Origin of the sequence: Ancylobacter novellus DSM 506, from assembly GCF_000092925.1 — a bacterium.
Taxonomy (GTDB): Bacteria; Pseudomonadota; Alphaproteobacteria; order Rhizobiales; family Xanthobacteraceae; genus Ancylobacter; species Ancylobacter novellus.
In genome coordinates, this window is record NC_014217.1 from 2444820 (window position 1) to 2466888 (window position 22069).

The 22069-nt window shown below is 68.1% G+C and carries 22 protein-coding genes; 13 read left to right on the forward strand and 9 right to left on the reverse strand.

From position 1 onward, the window contains the following. Window positions 1-94 precede the first annotated feature (94 nt). From SNOV_RS11620 to SNOV_RS11635, 4 genes are all read left to right on the forward strand, one after another. Window positions 95-673, forward strand: a complete 579-nt coding sequence (locus tag SNOV_RS11620) for an HdeD family acid-resistance protein (RefSeq protein ID WP_013167127.1) — start codon at window positions 95-97, stop codon at window positions 671-673. A 7-nt stretch (window positions 674-680) separates the two neighbouring features. Continuing rightward, window positions 681-1949, forward strand: a complete 1269-nt coding sequence (locus SNOV_RS11625; protein WP_013167128.1) for an OpgC family protein — start codon at window positions 681-683, stop codon at window positions 1947-1949. An 83-nt stretch (window positions 1950-2032) separates the two neighbouring features. Further along, entirely contained in the window at window positions 2033-2722 is a 690-nt protein-coding gene (locus SNOV_RS11630) for an SGNH/GDSL hydrolase family protein (RefSeq protein ID WP_244412736.1), read from the forward strand. A gap of 11 nt (window positions 2723-2733) precedes the next feature. Continuing rightward, entirely contained in the window at window positions 2734-3609 is an 876-nt protein-coding gene (locus SNOV_RS11635) for an SGNH/GDSL hydrolase family protein (RefSeq protein ID WP_013167130.1), read from the forward strand. Between the two features lie 270 nt (window positions 3610-3879). On the opposite strand, the gene SNOV_RS11640 is transcribed toward SNOV_RS11635, so the two are convergent. Together SNOV_RS11640 and SNOV_RS11645 are read right to left on the reverse strand one after the other, a co-directional pair. After that, the gene (locus SNOV_RS11640) at window positions 3880-4551 is read right to left on the reverse strand and encodes an O-methyltransferase (RefSeq protein ID WP_013167131.1); all 672 of its coding nucleotides are present in this window, start codon (window positions 4549-4551) and stop codon (window positions 3880-3882) included. Window positions 4552-4587: 36 nt separating this feature from the next. Further along, window positions 4588-4872, reverse strand: a complete 285-nt coding sequence (locus SNOV_RS11645; protein ID WP_013167132.1) for a hypothetical protein — start codon at window positions 4870-4872, stop codon at window positions 4588-4590. A 139-nt stretch (window positions 4873-5011) separates the two neighbouring features. On the opposite strand from SNOV_RS11645, the gene prmB reads away from it, so the two are divergent. Further along, on the forward strand, window positions 5012-5953 hold the full coding sequence (gene prmB, locus SNOV_RS11650) for a 50S ribosomal protein L3 N(5)-glutamine methyltransferase (protein WP_041782209.1): 942 nt from the start codon (window positions 5012-5014) through the stop codon (window positions 5951-5953). Between the two features lie 108 nt (window positions 5954-6061). Here the strand turns inward: prmB and SNOV_RS11655 are convergent, their stop codons facing one another. Then, window positions 6062-7300: a lytic murein transglycosylase gene (locus SNOV_RS11655; RefSeq protein WP_013167134.1), complete on the reverse strand. Its 1239-nt coding sequence runs from the start codon at window positions 7298-7300 to the stop codon at window positions 6062-6064. A 120-nt stretch (window positions 7301-7420) separates the two neighbouring features. Between SNOV_RS11655 and SNOV_RS11660 the strand changes: the two genes are divergently transcribed. Next, the gene (locus tag SNOV_RS11660; RefSeq protein WP_013167135.1) at window positions 7421-7906 is read left to right on the forward strand and encodes a VOC family protein; all 486 of its coding nucleotides are present in this window, start codon (window positions 7421-7423) and stop codon (window positions 7904-7906) included. 161 nt (window positions 7907-8067) lie between these two features. On the opposite strand, the gene ettA is transcribed toward SNOV_RS11660, so the two are convergent. Both ettA and SNOV_RS11670 read right to left on the reverse strand, forming a co-directional pair. Further along, window positions 8068-9723, reverse strand: coding sequence for an energy-dependent translational throttle protein EttA (ettA, locus tag SNOV_RS11665; protein WP_013167136.1), 1656 nt, complete (start codon window positions 9721-9723; stop codon window positions 8068-8070). A gap of 113 nt (window positions 9724-9836) precedes the next feature. Further along, window positions 9837-10346 carry a cupin domain-containing protein gene (locus tag SNOV_RS11670; protein ID WP_013167137.1) on the reverse strand — a complete coding sequence of 170 codons (510 nt, stop codon included), beginning with the start codon at window positions 10344-10346 and terminating at the stop codon, window positions 9837-9839. Window positions 10347-10591: 245 nt separating this feature from the next. Between SNOV_RS11670 and otsB the strand changes: the two genes are divergently transcribed. From otsB to SNOV_RS11690, 4 genes are read left to right on the forward strand one after another with little or no spacing between them, the layout of a single operon-like run. Further along, window positions 10592-11338: a trehalose-phosphatase gene (otsB, locus tag SNOV_RS11675; protein ID WP_041782211.1), complete on the forward strand. Its 747-nt coding sequence runs from the start codon at window positions 10592-10594 to the stop codon at window positions 11336-11338. After that, a complete protein-coding gene (locus tag SNOV_RS11680) occupies window positions 11335-13131 on the forward strand; it encodes a glycoside hydrolase family 15 protein (protein WP_013167139.1) in 1797 nt (598 codons plus the stop codon). Before otsB ends, SNOV_RS11680 begins: the two co-directional genes overlap by 4 nt. Further along, window positions 13116-14534: an alpha,alpha-trehalose-phosphate synthase (UDP-forming) gene (locus tag SNOV_RS11685; RefSeq protein WP_013167140.1), complete on the forward strand. Its 1419-nt coding sequence runs from the start codon at window positions 13116-13118 to the stop codon at window positions 14532-14534. The genes SNOV_RS11680 and SNOV_RS11685 overlap by 16 nt, the downstream gene beginning before the upstream one ends. Window positions 14535-14570: 36 nt before the next feature. Then, window positions 14571-15593 (forward strand): sensor domain-containing diguanylate cyclase, encoded by a 1023-nt coding sequence (locus SNOV_RS11690; protein ID WP_013167141.1) that lies wholly within the window; start codon window positions 14571-14573, stop codon window positions 15591-15593. 56 nt (window positions 15594-15649) lie between these two features. Here the strand turns inward: SNOV_RS11690 and SNOV_RS11695 are convergent, their stop codons facing one another. After that, a complete protein-coding gene (locus SNOV_RS11695) occupies window positions 15650-16537 on the reverse strand; it encodes an aldose 1-epimerase family protein (protein ID WP_013167142.1) in 888 nt (295 codons plus the stop codon). 141 nt (window positions 16538-16678) lie between these two features. Here SNOV_RS11695 and SNOV_RS11700 point away from each other — a divergent pair, with 141 nt between their 5' ends. Together SNOV_RS11700 and SNOV_RS11705 are read left to right on the forward strand one after the other, a co-directional pair. Further along, window positions 16679-18046: an MFS transporter gene (locus tag SNOV_RS11700; protein ID WP_013167143.1), complete on the forward strand. Its 1368-nt coding sequence runs from the start codon at window positions 16679-16681 to the stop codon at window positions 18044-18046. Between the two features lie 208 nt (window positions 18047-18254). After that, the gene (locus tag SNOV_RS11705) at window positions 18255-18434 is read left to right on the forward strand and encodes a DUF1328 domain-containing protein (RefSeq protein WP_013167144.1); all 180 of its coding nucleotides are present in this window, start codon (window positions 18255-18257) and stop codon (window positions 18432-18434) included. A 4-nt stretch (window positions 18435-18438) separates the two neighbouring features. On the opposite strand, the gene SNOV_RS11710 is transcribed toward SNOV_RS11705, so the two are convergent. Beyond that, on the reverse strand, window positions 18439-19116 hold the full coding sequence (locus tag SNOV_RS11710) for a superoxide dismutase (protein WP_013167145.1): 678 nt from the start codon (window positions 19114-19116) through the stop codon (window positions 18439-18441). 167 nt (window positions 19117-19283) lie between these two features. On the opposite strand from SNOV_RS11710, the gene SNOV_RS24235 reads away from it, so the two are divergent. Continuing rightward, window positions 19284-19415: a hypothetical protein gene (locus tag SNOV_RS24235; RefSeq protein WP_013167146.1), complete on the forward strand. Its 132-nt coding sequence runs from the start codon at window positions 19284-19286 to the stop codon at window positions 19413-19415. A 4-nt stretch (window positions 19416-19419) separates the two neighbouring features. Here SNOV_RS24235 and SNOV_RS11715 read toward each other — a convergent pair whose 3' ends face one another. Both SNOV_RS11715 and rpoD read right to left on the reverse strand, forming a co-directional pair. Further along, window positions 19420-19893, reverse strand: a complete 474-nt coding sequence (locus SNOV_RS11715) for a hypothetical protein (protein WP_013167147.1) — start codon at window positions 19891-19893, stop codon at window positions 19420-19422. Window positions 19894-19910: 17 nt separating this feature from the next. After that, complete coding sequence (gene rpoD, locus SNOV_RS11720) at window positions 19911-21911, reverse strand: RNA polymerase sigma factor RpoD (protein WP_013167148.1); 2001 nt, start codon at window positions 21909-21911, stop codon at window positions 19911-19913. Window positions 21912-22069: the final 158 nt, after the last annotated feature.

Sequence of the window (22069 nt, forward strand, 5' to 3'; positions counted from 1 at the left end):
GGCGCGCTCGTCCAAGGGCGAGTCGCTGGAACTCCGGAGAGCGGAAGTCGTTACCGCGCTGCCGGCGTGGCGAGCAAGGAATGAGGATCAACTCATGTCTCTTCCATCGGATTCCCTGACGCCGACTCCCGGCAGCATGCTTGCCGGACACCTCTCGGAGCTGCGCTCCAAATGGGGCTGGTTCGTCGCCCTCGGCGTGCTGATGATCATCGCCGGCGCCATCGCCCTCGCCCATCTCGCCCTCGGCACGGTGGTAACCGTGCTCTATCTCGGCGTGCTGATGGCGATCTCCGGTGCGGCACAGATCTTCCACGCCTTCCAGGTCAAGACATGGGGCGCCTTCGCCTTCTGGCTGCTCGACGGGCTGCTCTACCTCGCCGCCGGCGTCATCGCCTTCATGAACCCGCTGCTCGCCGCCACGGTACTCACCCTGCTGCTCGGCGCGGCGCTGATCGTCGGCGGCATCTTCCGCCTCGTCGCCGCCTTCCAGCTGCGGCCGGCCGACGGCTGGGGCTGGCTCGCCTTCTCGGCAGCGATCGCCATCCTGCTCGGCATCGAGATCATCGCCGGCTGGCCGTTGAGCGGGCTGTGGGTGCTCGGCCTGCTGCTCGGCATCGACCTCGTGCTCAACGGCGTCACCGTGCTGATGCTCGGCCTGCGCCTCAAGCGGTGAGCTGGGGGTGAAGTTGGCAACCGCCGACACGGCGGAAGACCGGGCGGGACCGGCCCACGGGCCGGCCCAGGGGGCGTTGCAGGCAGGGGGCCAGGCTTCGCAGGCGTCGGCGCCGCCCGCCTCGCCGCAGCCTCGTCCGGCGGCCAGCGGGCGGGACCTGCGGCTCGACCTGTTCCGCGGGCTGGCGCTGTGGTTCATCTTCCTCAACCACATCCCCAACAATATCGGCAACTGGATCACCAACCGGAATTTCGGCTTCTCCGACGCCACCGAGATCTTCGTCTTCATCTCCGGCTACACCGCCGCCATGGTCTATGGCCGCGAGCTCGACACCAGCGGGGTGATCGTCACCTCCGCGCGCATCCTGCGCCGGGCGTGGCAGCTCTACGTCGCCTTCATCTTCCTCTTCGTCATCTATCTCGCCGAGATCTCCTACGTCGTCGGCAGCTTCTCCAACCCGCTCTATGCGGAGGAGATGGGCGCGCTGCAGTTCCTCGCCGAGCCGGACGTGGCCCTCGTCGAGGCGCTGCTCCTGAAGTTCCGGCCGGCGAACATGGACGTGCTGCCGCTCTACATCGCGCTGCTCGCCACCTTCCCGCCGATCCTATGGGCGCTGAAGAAGCGCCCGGACGCCACGCTCATGGCCTCCTTCGCGCTGTGGCTGTTCGCGACCCACACGGGGTTCAACCTGCCGGCCTATCCGGACGACCGGATGTGGTTCTTCAACCCCTTCGCCTGGCAGTTCCTGTTCACCTTCGGCGGCTGGTGCGGGCTCGGCGGTAGCGACCGGCTGAGCGGCATCGTGCATTCGCGGCTCGCGCTCGTGCTGGCCTGGCTCTATCTGCTCCTGTCGCTGGCGGTGGTTGCCAGCTGGTATTGGCCTCCGATGGAAGGCTTCGTTCCGCCCGCGATCGGCGACATCATCTATCCGATCAGCAAGACCGACCTCGCGCCGCTGCGCCTGCTGCACTTCTTCGCGCTGGCGATCGTCGTGGTACGATTGATACCAGTAGACTGGCCGGCGCTGCGCTCGCCGACACTGTGGCCGATGATTTTGTGCGGCCAGAATTCGCTCGAGGTGTTCTGCTTCGGCGTCTTCCTTTCTTTTGCCGCACATTTCGTGCTGAACGAAGTGACCGGCTCGCTCACCATGCAACTGACGCTGAGCGTGGCCGGCATCGTATTGATGGTGGCTCTCTCTGCCCTGTTGTCGTGGTATGCTCGCGTCGAGCGCGATATTGCGGCGCGGAAGACGGCTGGTCGGCGCGGTTCATAGTGAAACGCTTTATCTGGGGTGTCCTTCTCGCAACGGCCCTCGTCCCGGGGGGCGGCGCTGCCGTCCGTGCCGAGACCGGGAAGGTGTGCGCCGCGCCATCGGCGCTGACGCGGGCGGGCTACCCGCTGCCGCACCTCGCCCGCGCGCTCGAGGCCAAATCCCCCGCCACCATACTGGTGCTGAACAGCGCCACCCTCGCCAAGAAGGCCCGGCCCGGCTCCGAGAAGGACATGCAGCCGCGCAGCTTCCCGAGCTATATCGAGGAGACGCTGCGCGCCCGCTATCCCGATGGCGGGGTGGTGGTGACGACGCATAACGAGCCGCGCGCCACCGCCGAGGCGATCCTCCCCGGCCTGCCCGCCGTGCTGGAGAAGGCCAGGCCGGCGCTGATGATCTGGCAGACCGGCACCTACGACACCATCCTCGGCGCCGACACCTCGGCCTTCTCCGACGCTGTGTCGACCGGCATCTCCTATGCCCACGCGGCCGGCGCCGACGTCATCATCGTCAGCCCGCAATATTCGCCGCACACCGCCTTCGCCTTCGATGTCGCCCCCTACAACAACGCCCTGCGCTGGGCGGCACGCTCCAGCGGCGTGCCGTTCTTCGACCGCTACAGCGTCATGCGGTTCTGGGAGGACGAGGGCATCTTCGATTTCGACAGTGCCCGCCCCTCGCCGTCGCTGTTCGCCGACGTCCATCAATGCATCGGCCGGCTGCTGGTCGGCGTGATCGTGGACGGCGTCGAGATGCGCGCCCTCGGTTCCCGCTGACACAGACCCCCATGCGAACTCCGCCGCTCCTCCTCGCCGCCGCCCTCTGCCTGACGACGCCCCTCCCCGTCTCGGCGCAGACGCTGGTCCCGCCGGCGAAGAACATGATCCCGGCCGCCTGTCCCTCGTCGAAGACGGTGGCCAAGCTCCCCTTCCCGCTCGCCCGCACCGCGGCGAAGCTGCGCGCCGGCGAGCCCGTCACCATCGTCGCCATCGGCTCCTCCTCGACCGCCGGGGCGGGGGCGACCTCGGCGGACGCGTCCTATCCCCGGCGGCTGCAGGCCATGCTGCGCGAGCGCTTCCCGGGGGCGCAGATCAGGGTCGTCAATCGCGGCATGAACGGGCAGGACGCGCCGGAGATGCTGGCGCGCTTCGACAAGGACGTCGCCGCCGCGAAGCCGACGCTGGTGATCTGGCAGTCCGGGGTGAATGCGCTGTTCCGCACCGACGGGCTCGCCACCACCGAGAAGCTGCTGCGCGAGGCCATCGCCCGCATACGCGCGCTCGACGCCGACCTCGTGCTGGTCGACCCGCAATACGCCCCGCGCGTGCTCGCCGACGCCGACACAGGCCCGATGATCCGGCTGATCGACACCATCGCGCAGGAGGAGGGCATCGGCGTCTATCACCGCTTCGCGCTGATGCGCGACTGGCACGAGAGCGCCGGCATGGGCTTCGAGGACTTCCTGTGGAAGGACAGCTTCCACATGAACGACTGGGGCTACAACTGCTTCGCCCGCGACCTCGGCCGCGCCATGGCCGCCAATATCGAGGCGCAGCAGCGCTCGGCCGACGTCACGGTGAACCCGAAGACGCTGCCGGCCACCACGCCCGCCGCCGCCGCGGCCACCGCCGGCACCTCGCTGGCGCCGACCGCGGTGCCGTAGAGGCTTTTGCCGTCGCGACTGCGGAGCTCGCTCCTTGGAGCGACCTCATCCCGAGAGACTGCCCCGTCATTCGCGACCGGATGTCTAGAGGCTCGTCATGGCCGGGCTTGGCCCGGCCATCCACGCCTTTGGTTTGGTTCGGCGCACTTGGCAAAAGTCGTGGATCCCCGGACCAAGCCCGGGGATGACGGTCCAAAGGCGGCACCCACCGCCCCCGAAGTGCCGCCATGAGTCAGGATGAGGGCGTGTTGGGCAGGAAGCGATCGGAGATCACCCCGTCACCAGCCCCACGGCGAAGCCGTCATAGCCCTTGGAGCCGACCGTCTGCACCGCCGTCGCGGTGACGCGGGGCTCGCGGGCGAACCAGTCATAGGTGCCGCGCACGCCCTGCACCCGCGCATCCGGGTGGGACGGATCGAGGATCGTGCCGTCGCGCACCACATTGTCGGCGACGATGACGGTGCCGGGCTGCGAGAATTTCAGGGCCCAGTCGAGGTAATGCGGGTTGTTCGGCTTGTCGGCGTCGATGAAGACGAGGTCGAACGGCCCCTCGCCTTCCGTCTCCAGCACCGCGAGGCTCTGCAGCGCCGGACCGACGCGGATGTCGACGATGTCCCCGAGCCCGGCGCGGGCGATGTTGGCGCGGGCGACCTCGGCATGATCAGGCTCATATTCCAGCGTCACCAGCCGGCCGTCCGCCGGCAAAGCGCGGGCGAGCCAGATGGTGGAATAGCCGCCGAGCGTGCCGATCTCCAGGATGCGCCGGGCGCCGGCCATCTTCGCCAGCAGCATGAGCAGCTTGCCCTGGTTCGGCGCGACGTTGATCGCCGGCAGGCCGGCGGCGTCGCTCATCGTGAGCGCCGCCTCCAGCGCCCCGTCCGGGGGCACGAGGCGCTCGACGACATAGTCGTCGACCGCGGTCCAGAGCTGCTGATCGGTCATTTCCACCTCTAATCGTCGCCGGTTAGTCGTCGCCGGTCAGTCGTCGCCTTTGCCGGAGAAGGCACCGCCGAAGCGCTTGATCACCGCCTCGCGGGCGGCGAGCACGCGGCGCTCGTAATCCTCGGCCATCGGCTCGGTCAGCACGCTCTCCAGCCCGGCGAGCAGCGCCCACAGGGCCGGGATCTCCGCCTCGTCCTCGACATAGTCGATGAGCGCCTCGCCATCGGCGTCGTCCACCGTGCGGGAGAGGAACTCGAACAACACGACCGCCACCGAGCGGTCGATGACAAGGGTGATTTCGTCGTTCGCCGGTTCGGCCATGCGTCGTCCCCGTAGATGAGTGGTCTCAATCCTATCGATCCGTGACGGTTTGATTACAAGCGGGCTCCTGCCTTCGGCGGCGCTTGCTTTCGTGCGCGGGGCATGCTGTCGCTTGGCGCCAGCAGAGAGGGAGGATGCGATGGCGGCGGCGGACGAACTGGTCACGGTGCGCGATTTCGTGCGCTACGCGGTGAGCCGCTTCAACGCGGCGGGCCTCGCCTTCGGCCACGGCACGACCGAGGCGCTCGACGAGGCGGCCTTCATCGTCCTGGAATCGCTGCACCTTCCCATCGACGACCTCTCGCCCTGGCTCGATGCGAAGCTGACCGGCGAGGAGCGCACGCGCCTTGCCGGGCTGATCGACGCCCGCTGCGAGACGCGCCAGCCGGCAGCCTATCTCCTGGGCCGCACCTATATCCAGGGCGTGCCGTTCCGCTCGGACAAGCGGGCCATCGTGCCGCGCTCCTTTATCGGCGAATTGCTGGCGGCCGAGCTCGCGGGCGGCGATCCCTTCGCTCTGGTGCCCGAGCCGATGGCGATCACGCGGGTGCTGGACCTGTGCACCGGCTCCGGCTGCCTCGCCATCCTCGCAGCGATGATCTTCCCCAATGCCGAGGTGGACGCGGTGGACCTCTCGCCCGACGCGCTGGCGCTCGCCGCCGAGAACGTGGCCGAGCACGAGATGGGAGACCGCGTGCGGCTCGTCGAGGGCGATCTCTTCGAGGCGCTGGCGGGGGAGGTCTACGACCTCATCATCACCAACCCGCCTTACGTCGACGCGCCGGCCATGGCGGCGCTGCCGGATGAATACCGCCACGAGCCGAGCCTCGCCTTCGACGGCGGGCCGGACGGCCTCGACATCGTCCGCCGCATCCTCACCGAGGCGCCCAAGCACCTCTCCGCGCAGGGCAGCCTGATCTGCGAGATCGGCACCGGCAAGGAGATACTGGAAGCCGAGTATCCCAACCTGCCCTTCCTCTGGCTCGACACCGAGGACAGCGAGGGCGAGGTGTTCTGGCTCTCCGCCAGCGACTTCGGCGGCGGCACCGATGTGCGGGTGATGACGCGCATGGCGCGGTGATCACCCTTCGTCATCCCGGAACGGCCGCAGGCCGTATCCGGGATCGCAAGCAGAATGGAGTACGATCCCGGCTCTCCGCTACGCTTCGGCCGGGACGACGGCTTCCCCTCACCCGCCCCGCTTCATGTGCTCCAGCACCTCGCCGTCCGGCCAGCAGTCGAGCGTGAGGCCGTTCGCCTTCTGGTAGGCGCCCAACGCCGCCCTCGTCTTCATGCCGGCCTTGCCGTCGATCTTCTCGTTGTAGAAGCCCCGCTGGGTCAGCACCTTCTGCATGAATTCGAGGTCGCGCGTCTTCACCAGCGCGATGTCCCTCCATCCCTGCGCGAAGGGCCGGTCGTCCTCGATGCGGTCGGCGAGATGGCCGACATAGAGCACGTAGAGATCGGCGAAGTTGTAGGACTTCAGCACGAAGTAGTTGGCCAGGGTGAGGAAGGCCGGGCCGTGCGGGCCGGCCGGCATGATGATGGAGGCCGGGTCCTTCATCGCCGCGGGCGGCACGCGGCGGCCATCGGCGATCTTCACCCCGCGCTTGAGCCAGTCGCCGATGGTCAGCGTCACCGCGGGCTCGGCCTTGGTGCAGTCGAAATTCGCCGGAACCACGATCTCATAGGCCCAGCGCCTGCCGGCCTGCCAGCCTTCCTCGCGCAGCAGGCTGGCGGTGGCGGCGAGCGCCTCCGGCACCGAGGTCCAGATATTCGCCGTGCCATCGCCGTCGAGATCGACGCCGTATTTGAGGTAGCCGGTGGGCATGAACTGGGTGAGGCCCATGGCGCCGGCCCATGAGCTCTTCATCTGCGGCCGCGTGACATGGCCCTCGTCGAGGATCTTCAGCGCGGCGAGGAATTCGGCGCGGAACTCGTCCTTGCGGCGACCGACATAGGCCTGCGTCGCCACCACGCGCAGCGCGTCGTAGTTGAGCTTGGCGCCGCCATAGGAGGTTTCGCGCGCCCAGATGGCGAGCAGCACCGGGCCGGGCACGCCGAACTGCCGCTCGATGGTCTTGAGCTCGGCGGCATATTGCCGGGCGAGAGTCCGGCCACGCGAAGCATAGTTGCCGATGGCCTTGTCGGAGAGATAGGCGGCCGGCGTCTGCACGAACTCCGCCTGCGCGCCCGGCTTCTGCGGCTTGCCGGGAATGGCGAGGTCGGGCAGCGAATAGTCGGGCTCCAGCCCGCGCGTCTCGCGCTCGAAGGTGGCGCGCGAAATCCCCATCGCCTGCGCCGCCGGCCATTGCGCGGCGAGCCAGCGGTCGAAGGCCGGGTCGGCCTCAGCCGGCATGGCGGTCAGGGCCAGCGCGAGAGCGGCGGCAAGGCGGAAGGCGAAGCGGCGCGGGGCGGACGAGGACATGAGGTCGAGATAACCAAAATCGAGCGCGCGTGTGAACCGCGCAGAAAAACAGGAGGCCCCTGTCGGGACGGCGCCGGCGCGTTCGTCCTTGGGAGGCAACCCCGTGGAGGAACCGGCGACATGGCCATCCAGCAGAAGATCACGCCCTATCTGTGGTTCGACGGCACGGCCGAGGAGGCCGCGAAGTTCTACGTCTCGATCTTTCCCAATTCCCGCATCGTCGCGGTCTCCAATTATCCCGAAGCCGGCCCGGGCGATCCCGGCTCGGTGATGGTGGTGGTCTTCGAGCTGGAGGGGCAGACCTTCGGCGCCATCAATGGCGGCACGATGTTCACGCTCAGCGAGGCAACGTCGTTCCTGATCGACTGCACGACGCAGGCGGAGATCGACCATTACTGGTCGCGCCTCCTGGAAGGCGGCGGTACCGAGCAACCCTGCGGCTGGCTGAAGGACCGCTACGGCATGTCCTGGCAGGTCAACTCGCAGAGGCTGGTGGAGAAGGTCCACACCTCCGGCGACACCGCCGCCATCGCGCGGGTGATGGCGGCGATGATGGAGATGGGGAAGATCGACCTCGGGGCGCTGGAGCGGGCGTATGAGGGGTGATGGGCTTCGGGATCGAAGGCGGGCGGCGTGAGCGCCCGCCTCGCGGTCAGCATAGAGCTTCCCAGCCCCTCCGCCGACGCGCGGCTTGGCCCTGGGTGGCCGGGTCAAGCCCGGCCATGAGGGAGAGGAAAGCCGCAGCAAATGCGAAGGCGGCCTCCCCCTCAGCGCGTCAGCTTCTTGTGCTTCATCCGGTGCGGGATGATGGCGTCGACGCCGAGGCGGCGCTTCTTGTCTTCCTCGTAGTCGTGGAAGTTGCCCTCGAACCACTCGACATGGCTGTCGTCCTCATAGGCGAGGATGTGGGTGGCGATGCGGTCGAGGAAGAAGCGGTCATGCGAGATGATGACCGCGCAGCCCGCATAGTCCTCCAGCGCCTCTTCCAGCGCGCGCAGCGTCTCGACGTCGAGATCGTTGGTCGGCTCGTCGAGGAGGAGCACGTTGGCGCCCTGCTGCAGGATACGCGCGAGATGCACGCGGTTGCGCTCGCCGCCCGAGAGCATGCCGACCTTCTTCTGCTGGTCGCCGCCCTTGAAGTTGAAGGCGCCGCAATAGGCGCGCGAATTGATCTCGCGCTTGCCCAGATACAGCACCTCGTTGCCGCCGGAGATCTCCTCCCAGACGGTCTTCTTGTCGTCGAGCGCGTCGCGGTTCTGGTCGACATAGCCGAGCTTGACGCTGTCGCCGATGGTGATGGTGCCGGCGTCGGGCTTCTCCTGCCCGGCGATCATGCGGAACAGCGTGGTCTTGCCGGCGCCGTTCGGCCCGATGACGCCGACGATGCCGCCCGGCGGCAGCTTGAACGACAGGTCGTCGATCAGCAGATTGTCGCCATAGCCCTTGGACAGGTGCTGGAAGTCGATGACGTTGTTGCCGAGCCGCTCGGCCACGGGGATGACGATCTGGGCGGTGGTCGGCGCCTTCTCGGAGGCCTTCTTGACCAGCTCGTCATAGCGCTGGATACGCGCCTTGTTCTTGGCCTGCCGCGCCTTCGGGGAGGCGGCGATCCATTCCTGCTCGGAAGCGAGCGCGCGCTGGCGCGCCTCGTCCTCGCGGTTTTCCTGCTGCATGCGCTTGGTCTTCTGCGTCAGCCAGGAGGAGTAGTTGCCCTCGTAGGGGATGCCGCGACCGCGGTCGAGCTCGAGGATCCAGCCGGTCACATTGTCGAGGAAGTAGCGGTCATGGGTGACGATCAGGATCGCGCCCGGATAGTTACGCAGGTGGCCTTCCAGCCAGTTGGTGGTCTCGGCGTCGAGATGGTTGGTCGGCTCGTCGAGCAGCAGCAATTCGGGCTGCGAGAGCAGGAGCTGGCACAGCGCGACGCGGCGGCGCTCACCGCCGGAGAGCCGGGTGACGTCCGAGCCCTCTTCCGGGCAGCCCAGCGCGTCCATCGCCTGGTCGATCTTGCTGTCGAGGTCCCACAGGCCCTGGCCTTCGATCTCGTCCTGCAGCGCGGTCATCTCGTCCGCGGTCTCGTCCGAGTAGTTCATGGCGAGCTCGTTGTAGCGGTCGAGGATCGCCTTCTGCTTGGCGACGCCGAGCATGACGTTCTCGCGCACCGACAGCTTGGGGTCGAGCTGCGGCTCCTGCGGCAGGTAGCCGACGCGCGCGCCTTCCGCGACCCAGGCCTCGCCGGTGAAATCCTTGTCCAGGCCGGCCATGATCTTGAGCAGGGTCGACTTACCCGAGCCGTTGGGGCCGAGGATGCCGATCTTGGCGTCCGGGTAGAAGGAGAGATGGATGTTCTCCAGCACCTTCTTGCCGCCCGGATAGGCCTTGGTCATGCCGTGCATGTGGTAGACGTACTGATAGGAAGCCATGTGCCAAAAGCCTCTGCGCGCTCGCGCGATGGGCGAAGCCGGATGTGGGCGGGTCGGGGTTGGCCGCTATGTAACCTTCGCATCCGCGAGGGGCAAGGGCTGGCGCGGGTCGCCTAGCCCGCCGCCGGCACGAGAAAGCTGCGTATCTGCGCCTCCGCCGCCGGGAATCTCGCCGCCAGTGCCTCCATGTCGCCGAGTTCGACATCCTGCGGCTCGACGCCGGGCCATTCCGTGCTGGCGCCGAGGAACCACCGCCCGCCGGGCACGAGCCGGGCGGTGTGGAAGGTGCCGCCGGGAATGAAGAGCTGCACGAGCTGGCCGGCGGCGAGGTCCGGGCCCACCACGACGCGCTCGGTGGAACCGTCCTCGCGCAGCAGCAGCACCTCCAGCGGGTCGCCGAGGTAATAGTGATAGAGCTGGTCGTTGCGGATGCGGTGGAGCTGCACCGGCGCCTGCGGCGTCACCAGGAAATACAGCGCCGAGCCCATAGGCCGCCCGGTCTCGAATGGCGCGGCCAATCCGCCCGGCGTGATGCGCTCGCCGGCGACATAGGTCAGGCGCACATAGCCGCAGGTCGCGCCGGGCGCGAGGTCGAGCAGCGCAATCACCTCATCGGCGGTCATTCGCAATCCTTTCCGGGAGCCCGGAGGATGCTACCGCGCCCCGTGTCCGAACGCACGCCGGGAGACCGGCAAATGCGCCGCCACTTTACTTTTCCGGTACTGGAACGCCGCCGCCGAACGCGCGTTAACGCCGTGCTGCGTGGCGACCGCCAGCAGGCGGCAGGAGACCTCATTACCTCCTGCATCGACGATCGGGCTTGTATAGGGGCAGGATGGCGAGAGCACGAACCGCACCAGGATACGGCATGCATCCTCTCCCCGAGCCCGACTGGGCGCTCTTTCTCGATATCGACGGCACGCTGATCGAGCATGCCGACCACCCGGAAGGGGTGACGATTCCCGACTATCTGCCGGACCTGCTCACCAACCTGCAAGTGGTGCTGGGCGGGGCGGTGGCGCTGGTGTCGGGCCGCACCATCGACTGGATGGACAAGCGTTTCGCCCCCGCCCGGCTCCCGGCCTCCGGCCAGCACGGGGCGGAGATCCGCCTTGCCCCGGACACGCCCTCGGTGCCGATTCCCGAGCCGAAATGGCGCAAGCCGCTGGAGAAGGCGCTCGACGAGGTGCTCACCACCTGGCCCGGCGTGTTCGTCGAGCACAAGCCGCTGTCGCTGGCGGTGCATTTCCGCGCCGTGCCGCAGTTCGGCGACGTCATCATGGACAGGGTGATCGAGCTCGGCACCGGGCTGAACGACGGCGTCGAGTTCCTCAAGGGCCGCTTCGTCATCGAGGTGCGCCAGGGCGGACGCGACAAGGGCACGGCGGTCGAGCAGTTCATGAACACGGCGCTGTTCACCGGGCGGCGGCCGGTGTTCCTCGGCGACGACGTCACCGACGAGGACGGCTTCCGCGCCGTCCGCGCGGCCGGCGGCCTCGCCGTCGCGGTGGGACCGCGCCCGACCCAGCAGGCCGACTACCGCCTCGCGACGCCCATGGAGGTGCGCGACTGGCTCGGCACGATTCCCGAAGCACTGGAGCGCGTCGCCCCGTGAATTCCGGCCTGGACCTCGCCGCCATCGGCAACTCGACCATCGCCGCCCTGATCGACCGCAAGGGCCGCATCGCCTGGTGCTGCTGGCCGCGCATCGACGGCGATCCCGTCTTCTCCTCGCTGCTCGGCGGAGAGGAGCCGGAGGCCGGTTTCTTCGACGTGGTGCTCGACGGCGAGGTGACGGCCACCCGCCGCTACCAGCGCAACACCGCCATCGTCGAGACCATCCTGGAGAACGACAAGGGCGCCAAGCTGCGGATCATCGACTTCGCGCCGCGCTTCAAGCTCTATGACCGCATCTACCGCCCGGCGATGCTGGTGCGGCGGATCGAGCCGCTTTCCGGCACCTGCCGGGTCACGATACGCCTGCGCCCGCACTCCAACTGGGGCGAGCAGCGACCGGAGCCGGTGCGCGGCTCCAATCACATGCGCTTCGCGAGCGACGACTTCACCCTGCGCGCCACCACCGACCTGCCGATCGTCTACGTGATGGAGGAACGCCCCTTCGTCATCGGCAAGGCGGCGACCATCGTGCTGGGGCCGGACGAGCCCTTCCCGTCCAGCCTCGCCGATACCACGCGCGGCTTCGAGGAAAAGACCCGCGACTACTGGCACGACTGGGTGCGCTACCTCTCCGTGCCGTTCGAATGGCAGGACGCGGTCATCCGCGCCGCCATCTCGCTGAAGCTGTGCGCCTATGAGGAGACCGGCGGCATCGTCGCCGCGCTCACCACCTCCATCCCCGAGGCGCCGCACTCCATCCGCAACTGGGACTACCGGCACTGCTGGCTGCGCGATTCCTACTTCACCGTGCGGGCGCTGAACCTGCTCGGGGCGACGCGCACCATGGAGGACTATATCCGCTACCTCACCACGGTGATCGCTTCCGAGCCCTCGGGGCGGCTGGCGCCGGTCTATTCGATCGTGCCGGGCACGCCGCTGGAGGAACGCTTCGCCACCGCCCTGCCCGGCTTCTGCGGCATGGGGCCGGTGCGCGTCGGCAACCAGGCGGCCGAGCAGGTGCAGAACGACGGCTACGGCCATGTCGTGCTGGCGGCGGCGCAGATGTTCTTCGACGAGCGCCTGCCCAATCGCGGCGACAAGGCGCTGTTCAACCTCCTGGAAAGCGTCGCCGCCAAGGCGGTGGACTTCGCCTTCGAGCCCGATGCCGGGCTGTGGGAACTGCGCGGCAAGAAGCGGCTGCACACCTTCTCGGCGGTGATGAGCTGGGCCGCCTGCGACCGTCTCTCGCGCATCGCCCGCGTGCTGGAGATGCCCGAGCGGACGCAGTTCTGGTCCGAGCGCGCCAACGGCATCCGCGCCCGCATCCTCTCCTTCGCCTGGAGCGACAAGCTGAACAGCTTCGTCGACGCCGAGGAGGACGGGCAGCTCGACGCCAGCCTGCTGCTGCTGGCCGAGCTCGGCTTCGTGCGGCCGGACGATCCGCGCTACATCGCCACCGTCGACACGATCGGCCGCGAGCTGAAGCGCAACGGCTACATGATGCGCTACGCCGGCGAGGACGATTTCGGCCTGCCGGAGACCTCCTTCACCATCTGCTCGTTCTGGTACGCCGGGGCGCTCGACCTGATCGGCCGCCGCGACGAGGCACGCGAGATGTTCACCAGCCTCCTCGCCCGGCGCAACGAGGCGGGGCTGCTGTCCGAGGACATCGACAACCAGACGCTCGAACTGTGGGGCAACATCCCGCAGACCTATTCCATGGTCGGTCTCATCGACACGGCCATGCGCTTGTCGAAAACATGGGAGGAAGCGTTTTGGCGCGGCTCGTAATCGTCTCCAACCGGGTGGCCTCTCCGAAGGAGCGGGCCGCCAAGGCAGGAGGCCTGGCGGTCGCGCTGCGCGAGGCACTTGGACAACGTGGCGGGCTCTGGTTCGGCTGGAGCGGCGAGACCCAGACCGATCCGCCGCCGCCGAAAGTGTTCCGCTCCGGCCGCGTCACCTACGCGCTGCAGACGCTCGATCCCGAAGACCAGCGCGCCCACTATGCCGGCTATGCCAATGGCGCGCTGTGGCCGCTGTGCCATTACCGGCTTGGCGCCATCTCCTACCGCCGCGCCGACTGGCTCGGCTACCGGCGGGTGAGCGAGCATTTCGCCCGCTCGCTGATGCCGCTGCTGACCCCGGATGACACCGTCTGGGTGCATGACTACCACTTCATCCCGCTGGCGGCGGAGCTGCGCAAGCTCGGCTTCGAGGGGCGGATCGGCTATTTCCACCACATCCCCTGGCCGACGCCGGAAGTCTTCCTCACCTTGCCCTCGCATGCGGCGCTGGTGCAGGACCTGTCGCATTACGACCTCGTCGGCTTGCAGACCGAGCACGACGTGCGCGCGCTGCTGACCTACATCTCCTCCGAGGCGCATGGCTGGATCGCCCCGGGCGGCGTGGTCGGCCTGCGCGAGCGGCGCTTCCGCATCCTCTCCTTCCCGATCGGCATAGACGCGGCGGCCTTCGTGCACGACGCGAAGGCCTCGGTCGGGCGCGACGAGGAGCGCCGGCTGGAGGCAAGCCTCGCCGGCCGGGCGCTGGCGGTCGGCGTCGACCGGCTCGACTATTCCAAGGGCCTGCCGAACAAGTTCGCCGCCTTCGGCGAGCTGCTCAATGCCTATCCCGAGCACCGCTCCAAGGTGACGATGATGCAGATCGCGCCGGTCTCGCGCGAGGAGGTCGCCGAGTACCGGGCGCTGCGCCGCGAGCTGGAGGAGCTCGGCGGCGCCATCAACGGCGAATATGCCGAGTTCGACTGGGTGCCGCTGCGCTACCTCAACAAGGCGTTCCCGCGCGCGACGCTCGCCGCCATCTACCGCAACGCCCGGCTCGGGCTGGTGACGCCGCTGCGCGACGGCATGAACCTCGTCGCCAAGGAATATGTCGCGGCGCAGAACCCGAAGGACCCCGGCGTGCTCGTCCTCTCGCGCTTCGCCGGCGCGGCGGACGAGCTGACCGGCGCGCTGATCGTCAATCCCTACGACATCGAAGGGATGGCGGAGGCGTTCAACGTCGGCCTGCGCATGCCGCTGGAGGAGCGCAAGGAACGCTGGCGCGCCAATATGGACAAAGTCGAGACCAACACGATCCACGAATGGTGCGAGAACTTCATCGCCGAATTGTCGCGGCCGGTTGACCAATTCACCGCCGGGCCCGAGTCTGGCTGGACGCCGGCGCGCGGCTGAGGCCAGCTCTTCACTCTCTGCCGACCGGAAGACGCGATGTGGCACACCCCGCCAGTCCCGCCCAACGAAGAGCAGCGGCTCGGGGCGCTCGCCGCCTGCCAGATCATGGACACGCCGCATGACGCGCGCTTCGACCGGCTGACCTATCTGGCGCGGCGTTTCTACGATGCGGATGTCGCCTTCATCGGCTTCATCGACGACAAGTACCAGTGGATGAAGTCGCTCACCTCAGGCGACATCATCCCGCCCGCCATCGAGCGCGAGAAGTCGGTCTGCCAGGTGATGGTCGCCAGTGGCCGGCCTCTGGTCGTCGGCGACCTGCACACCGACGAACGCTTCACCGGCCATCCGACCATCCCGCTGCTGCCGCTGCACTTCTATGCCGGCGTGCCGCTGCTGGTGCCGCCGGGCCTCGTCATCGGCTCGCTGTGCGTGCTGCGCGGCGCGCCGGGCGTCGAGGAGGATTTCGACGTGCAGCCGCTGGTCGAGCTCGCCGCCATCGCGGTCGACGAGCTGGAGCTGAACACGCTCAACCGCGAATTGACCCGGCTCACCCGCGTCGACGCGCTCACCGGCCTCGCCAATCGCCGCTGCTTCGACGAGGAGCTCGCGCGGGCCGGCCAGCGCTGCCGGCGCACGGGCGAGGCGTTCTCGGTGATGCTGATCGACATAGACCGCTTCAAGGCGCTGAACGACGGGTTCGGCCACCAGGCCGGCGACGAGGCGCTGCGCCGGGTCGGGGCCGCGCTCGGGGGAATGGCGGCGCGCCAGGACGACACGCTCGCCCGCTATGGCGGAGAGGAATTCGCCGCCATCCTCTGCGGCAGTGACGAATCCGGCGCGCTGAGCGTGGCCGGCCGCATCCGCAGCGCGCTGGCGCAGGCCGCCATCGTCCATCCGGTCACCGGCAAGGTCACGGTGAGCATCGGCATAGTCTCACGCCCGGCCTCGGAGATCGACCTCGACCGCATGATCGCGCAGGCCGACGCTGCCCTCTACGAGGCCAAGCGGCGCGGGCGCGACCTCGTCGTCTGCCACGAAGACCCCGACGGGCTCTAGAGCTTATTGGAGCACTTTCTTGTCGATCAGGCGGTTCCGCCTGATCGACAAGGACTCTACCGCCCCACGTCCGGCAGCCAGCGCACCGCCATGGCGAAGCTCTTCGACCCGCCGGGCGGGATGAGGGAGAGGCCGGGCTTCTGCGCGAACTCGGCCGGCGCGTTCTCCGGCGAGGCGTAGCCCGCCCACGGCTCGATGCACAGGAAGGGCGCGGCCGGCTTCGACCAGATGCCGAGGTCCGGCATGCCGGGGAAGGCGATCTCCAGCCCCGGCTCGCCCGGCACGCCGAAGCGTACATGGTGCGAGCGCTGGTTCAGGAAGATCATGGCGTCGCGCTCGAACAGCCCGTCATCGGGCGTGAAGATCGCGTCCACCGCCGGGTTCGGCTCGGTGGCGGTCGAGAGCAGGCCGCCGGCGAGGCGATGGATCGGATCCGTCTCGGCCTTCTCGAAGATCAGCCGGTGGTCGGCGCGGGTGCCCTCATAGGGCAGCGGCCAGCGGAAGGCCGGGTGGAAGCCGAAGCTCGCCGGCAGCGGCACCGCGCCGGGATTGGCGACCGTCGCCTCGATGGTCAGGGTCGCGTCGGCAAGCGTGTAGGTGACCCTGAGCGCGAACTCGAACGGGTACTGCTTGCGCGTCTCCTCGTCGGCATGGAGCCCGAAGCGGGCGGAGGAGCTCGTCGCCTCCTCCAGAGTGAAGACGCGCCGGCGGGCGAAGCCATGCTGGCTCATCGGATAGGCTACGCCCTCATGCACGAGCTGGTCGCCCGGCAGGCGGCCGACGATGGGAAAGAGCAGCGGCGCGCGCCCGGTCCAGAAGGCGGCATCGCCGTTCCAGAGCAGGTCGCGTCCGTCCCTGTCGGTCAGGCGCTGCATCTCCGCGCCGAGCGGCGCGATCTCCAGCCCCAGATGATCCGATTTCAGCTTCACCAACCCGTCGACCATACCAATCCCCGTCTCGACAACGTTCCCGATCAAGGCTAACCGAATTCTCGCGGAATCGAGATGACGCAGCCTTAAGATTCCGTGCGTTTCGGCACCTGCCCCGTACCCCAAACCCGCCCTCCTGGCCGTCCGGTACCCATCATGGCCCAGACTCTCGGCCCCGTCGCCGCGCTCCTTCTGGGCGTGTTCTTCCTGGTGACGGGAAGCGGCCTGCAGAACACGCTGCTGCCGCTGCGCGGTGCCTTCGAGGGCTTCAGCGCCATCAATCTCGGCATATTGGGGTCGAGCTACTATCTCGGCTTCGTCATCGGCTGCCTCGTCGTGCCGCACCTCGTGCGCCGCTCCGGCCATATCCGCGCCTTCGCCGCGCTGACCTCCGGCGTGGTGGCGACCATGCTGGCGCATCCGGTGTTCATCGAGCCCTTCGTGTGGTTCGGACTGCGCGCCATCACCGGCTTCTGCTTCGCCGGGCTCTACCTCGTCATCGAGAGCTGGCTGAACGACCGCGCCACCAACCAGACGCGCGGCTTCGTCATGAGCGCCTATGTCATGGTCGACTATGCGGCGCTGACCGCCGGCCAGATGATGATCACGCTCTACCCGGTGCGCGGCTTCGAATTGTTCGCCTTCGCCGCCATCCTGTTCTCGCTCGCCACCCTGCCGGTGGCGATCAGCAATGCCGGCCAGCCGGCGCCGATCGAGACCGCGCGCATCCGCCCGCTGAGACTCTTTCGCGCCGCGCCGGTAGCGATGGTCGGCTGCTTCGTCATCGGGCTGACCAACGGCTCGCTGTGGTCGCTGGGGCCGATCTTCGGCATCGGCCGCGGGCTCACCGCCGACGGCGCCGCCACCTTCATGAGCGCGGTCGTGGTGGCCGGCGCGCTGGCGCAATGGCCGATCGGCTTCCTCTCCGACCGCATGGACCGGCGGCGCATCCTCGGCGCGCTGATGGTGGGCGCGATGCTCGCCGGCCTCGCGCTGGGCGCGCTGCATTTCGGCCTCGGCGGCCTCGCCATACTCGGCGCCGTCTATGGCGCGCTGTCGCTGCCGGCCTATTCGCTCGCCGCCGCCCATGCCTATGACCGCACGCCGGCCTCCGACGCGGTGGAGACGGCGGCGGGGCTGCTGCTGCTCTACGGCATCGGCTCGGTGGTGGGGCCGGCACTGGCCTCGCTGGGCATGCAGCATTACGGGCCGGGGGCGCTGTTCTTCTTCACCGCCGCTGCCTATGCGCTGCTGCTGCTGTTCGTGGTCTGGCGCATGACCGTGCGCGATGCCGGCAAGGTCGTGGAGCATCCCACGGAGCCGCTCGCCTCGGCGCCGACCGGCACGGTGCCGCGGCCCGAGCCGGAGCTGACGCCGAAGCCGGTGCGCCGCTTCTGGCGCCGCAGCCCGCCGGCGATCAAGCCGCAGTCCCGCCCGGCCCCGCCGGCGACACCGGCCAAGGCGGAGGGCAAGAACGGCGACGACTTCCCCACCGAGCAGGACGGACGGTCCGACGGGGCGTGAGGCGGCTCAATGTTCGGCTCGATGGTGTGAAACCAACCTGCCCTCATGGCCGGGCCTGACCCGGCCACCCAGGGAGTCCGGGCGTCGGCGGAAAGTCTGGGTCCCCGAGTCAAGCCCGGGGATGAGGGAAGAGCGGAATGGGGGGACGGCATCCTGGAACCGGCCGACGGCCCCCACCGTTGACGCGGGCACAGCGGGGAAAGCGTCCATGATCAAATACGCCGTCATCTTCCTCATCGTCTCGATCATCGCCGGCGCGGTGGGCTTCACCAATGTCTCGGCGGTGGCGCGGCGCATCTCGCTGCTGCTGTTCGGCCTGTTCTTCCTCGGCTTCCTCCTGCTGATCGGCTTCGCCATGCTGGTCGACCAGGCCATGACGACGCCGTAGCCGCTCACGAGGCGAGCTGGTCGCCGACGAAGCCCCAGTTCACCCGCTCGTCGAGCACGGCCTGGATATGCGCCGTGCGGCGGTTCTCCCAGTCGAGGTAATAGGCGTGTTCCCACACGTCGATGCCGAGCAGCGGGCGCTTCTTCTCGGCGATGGGGTTGCCGGCATCTTGCAGGCCGAGCAGCGCGAGCTTGCCGTTGTCCTCCACCAGCCACACCCAGCCGGTGCCGAACACGCCGTCGCCGGTCTCGACCATCTTCTTCTTCAGCCCGTCCATGCCGCCGAAATCGCGCTCGGCCGCCTGCACCAGCGCGGCGGGCGCCTCGGCCGGGCCGCCGGCGAATTGCTGCCAGTAGAAATTGTGGTTCCAGGCCTGGCCGGCATTGTTGAAGATCGCCGTGTCGCCCTGCTCCTTCGCCCGGACGATGACCTCCTCGAGGTCGAGCTCGGCATAGGGCTTGCCGGCGGTCAGCGTGTTCAGCTTGTCAAAATAGCCCTTGTGGTGCTTGCCATAGTGCAGGCCGACCGTGCGCGCGGAGATGGTCGGTGCCAGCGCGTTCTGGTCATAGGGCAGCGGGGGCTGCTGGAACGGCGCGGCGGCGCGGGCGACGTTCGGGCGGGCGAGGGTCGAGGCGGCGAGCACCGCGCCGGAGGCGGCGAGAAGGGTGCGGCGGTTCAGCATCGAAGGCTCCTTCGAGGATTGGGCCAGCCCCCGGCGGCGAACGCGGGGCCCCGGAAATCGTTCCGGCGGGCAAAAGCCGCTCACGCCGCATTGACTTACCGCAAGGCGAGCCGCGCGCGGGGGACTAGGCTCCTCCCATCCAGCTTGCCTCATCCGAGGAGGATGCCATGCCTACCGACGTGCTGTTATTCGTGGCCTTCACCGTCATCGCCTTCGGCGGCTTCGCCGCCACGCTCGCCTATGTCGAGATATCGACCCGCGAGTCCCGCCGGAAGAACCACCCGATCCCGGGAGAGTGAGGGCTCAATCCGGCTTGCCGTCGTCGTCCATGTCGATATGGAAGGCGTGCAGGACGTGATGGATGATCGGCGCCAGCACGACGCCGGTCGCCAGCACGATGATGAGCCCGGAGAAGATGGCGTAGGTGCCGGCGAAGACCTTGCCGGCCTGCGTGTGCAATTCGCTCACCGGCCCCATGCCCGACAGGATCATCGCCGCGTTGAGATAGGCGTCGACGAGGCCCATGCCCTCGAAGCCGGCATAGCCGGCCATGCCGACCGCCAATCCGAACAGCATGATGGCGAACCAGATCACCACCGACCACGCCATCCGGACGAGGAAGACACGGCGCGAGATCAGCGGCTGACGCAGGGTCTCGAACGAGAACAGGCCGCGTCCCGATCGGGCGCGGCCTGTCTTGCGTGCGGGTGTCGCGTTGGCCGCCGCCTTGGCGGACGGCCGGGCCGTGTCGGGGCGGGCCATGACCTTGCGCGCCATGGCCGCCCTTCAGCCCATCAATTGTCGAGGAAGGAGCGCAGCTTGCGGCTGCGCGAGGGGTGCTTGAGCTTGCGCAGCGCCTTGGCCTCGATCTGACGGATACGCTCGCGCGTCACCGAGAACTGCTGGCCGACCTCTTCCAGCGTGTGGTCGGTGTTCATGCCGATGCCGAAGCGCATGCGCAGCACGCGCTCCTCGCGCGGGGTCAACGACGCGAGGACACGCGTCGTTGTTTCGCGAAGATTGCTCTGGATCGCCGCGTCGATCGGCAGGATGGCGTTCTTGTCCTCGATGAAGTCGCCCAGGTGGCTGTCTTCCTCGTCGCCGATCGGCGTTTCGAGCGAGATCGGCTCCTTGGCGATCTTCAGGACCTTGCGGACCTTCTCCAGCGGCATGCCGAGCTTCTCGGCCAGTTCCTCCGGGGTCGGCTCGCGGCCGATCTCGTGCAGCATCTGGCGCGAGGTGCGCACGATCTTGTTGATCGTCTCGATCATGTGCACGGGGATGCGGATGGTGCGGGCCTGGTCGGCGATCGAGCGGGTGATCGCCTGCCGGATCCACCAGGTGGCGTAGGTCGAGAACTTGTAGCCGCGGCGGTACTCGAACTTGTCGACCGCCTTCATCAGGCCGATGTTGCCTTCCTGGATCAGGTCGAGGAACTGCAGGCCGCGGTTCGTGTACTTCTTGGCGATGGAGATGACGAGGCGCAGGTTCGCCTCCACCATTTCCTTCTTCGCCTGCCGGGCTTCGCGCTCGCCCTTCTGCACCATCTGCACGATCTTGCGGAATTCCTGGATCTCCAGGCCGGTCTCGGTGGCCAGCGCGTGGATCTCGGAACGCAAGTCGCGGATGGCGTCGAGCTCCTGGCCGACGAAGCCCTTCCAGCCGCGCGAGGTCAGGTTCTTCACCCGGATGATCCACTTCGGATCGAGCTCCGAGCCCTGGTACTGCTTGAGGAAGTCCTCGCGGGCGACACCGAAGCTCTCGGCGAGGCGCATCAGGCGGCCTTCGAGCGAGACGAGCCGCTTGTTGATGTCGTAGAGCTGCTCGACGAGGTTGTCGATGCGCGCCTGGTTGAGCGACAGCGACTTCACGTCGGCGATCAGCGCGTCCTTCAGGCTCTTGTACTTGCGGTCCTGCGAGGGCGAGAGGCTCTCGTTGCGCAGCTTGGATTCGACGTTCTGGTCCTGCAGCCGGCGCAGCTTCTTGTAGGCGTCGGCGATGTTGTCGAAGGTCTCCAGGACCTTCGGCTTGATCTCCGCCTCCATAGCGGCGAGCGACAGGGAGTTCTCCATGTCGTCGTCGTCGTCCGACGCGATGGTCTCGCCGAGCGTCGGCTCGCGCTCCTCCTCGGCCTCCGGCGCAAGCGAGCCGCCCTCGACGATCGGGCTGTTCTTCGCCTCGGGGCCGGCATAGGTGGCTTCGAGATCGATGATGTCGCGCAGGAGGACCTTGCCCTCCACCAGCTCGTCGCGCCAGATGATGATGGCCTGGAAGGTCAGCGGGCTCTCGCAGAGGCCCGCGATCATCGCCTCGCGGCCGGCCTCGATGCGCTTGGCGATGGCGATTTCGCCCTCGCGGGAGAGCAGCTCGACCGACCCCATCTCGCGCAGATACATGCGGACCGGATCGTCGGTGCGCTCGCCGGGCTCGGACTTGGTCTCCGAGCGCACGACCGCGCGCGGCGCCGATTCGGTGAGCTCGCCGCCGGACTCTTCTTCCTCGTCCGCCGCCTCGGGGCCGCTCTCCTCGGCTTCCGCCTCGGCCTCGGCCTCTTCGGCCTCGACGACGTTGATGCCCATCTCGTTGAGCATGGCGTAAATGTCCTCGATCTGGTCCGAGGTGTTCTGGTCAGAAGGCAGAACCTCGTTCAGCTCGTCATAGGTGACATAGCCTCGCTTCTTGGCGAGCTTGATCATCTTCCGGACGCCAGCGTCCGAAAGGTCGAGCAACGGGCTATCCGGGGTGTCGCCGTCCTTCTCGGGGGCTTCCGTCGCTTCCGCTGCCTGCTTCGCCATGCGTGTGCTCCTCAAGCGCCGGGCGGCCGCCCGCCCCGGCGTGCGACGACGCCCTCTCGGTGCCGTCCTTCGATCGTTCAACCCCGCACTCACGGCCGGCTGCCGAGAGACGCAAAGAGGGCCACACGCACCACGCGCTCTACAAGCGCGCGGGCGGG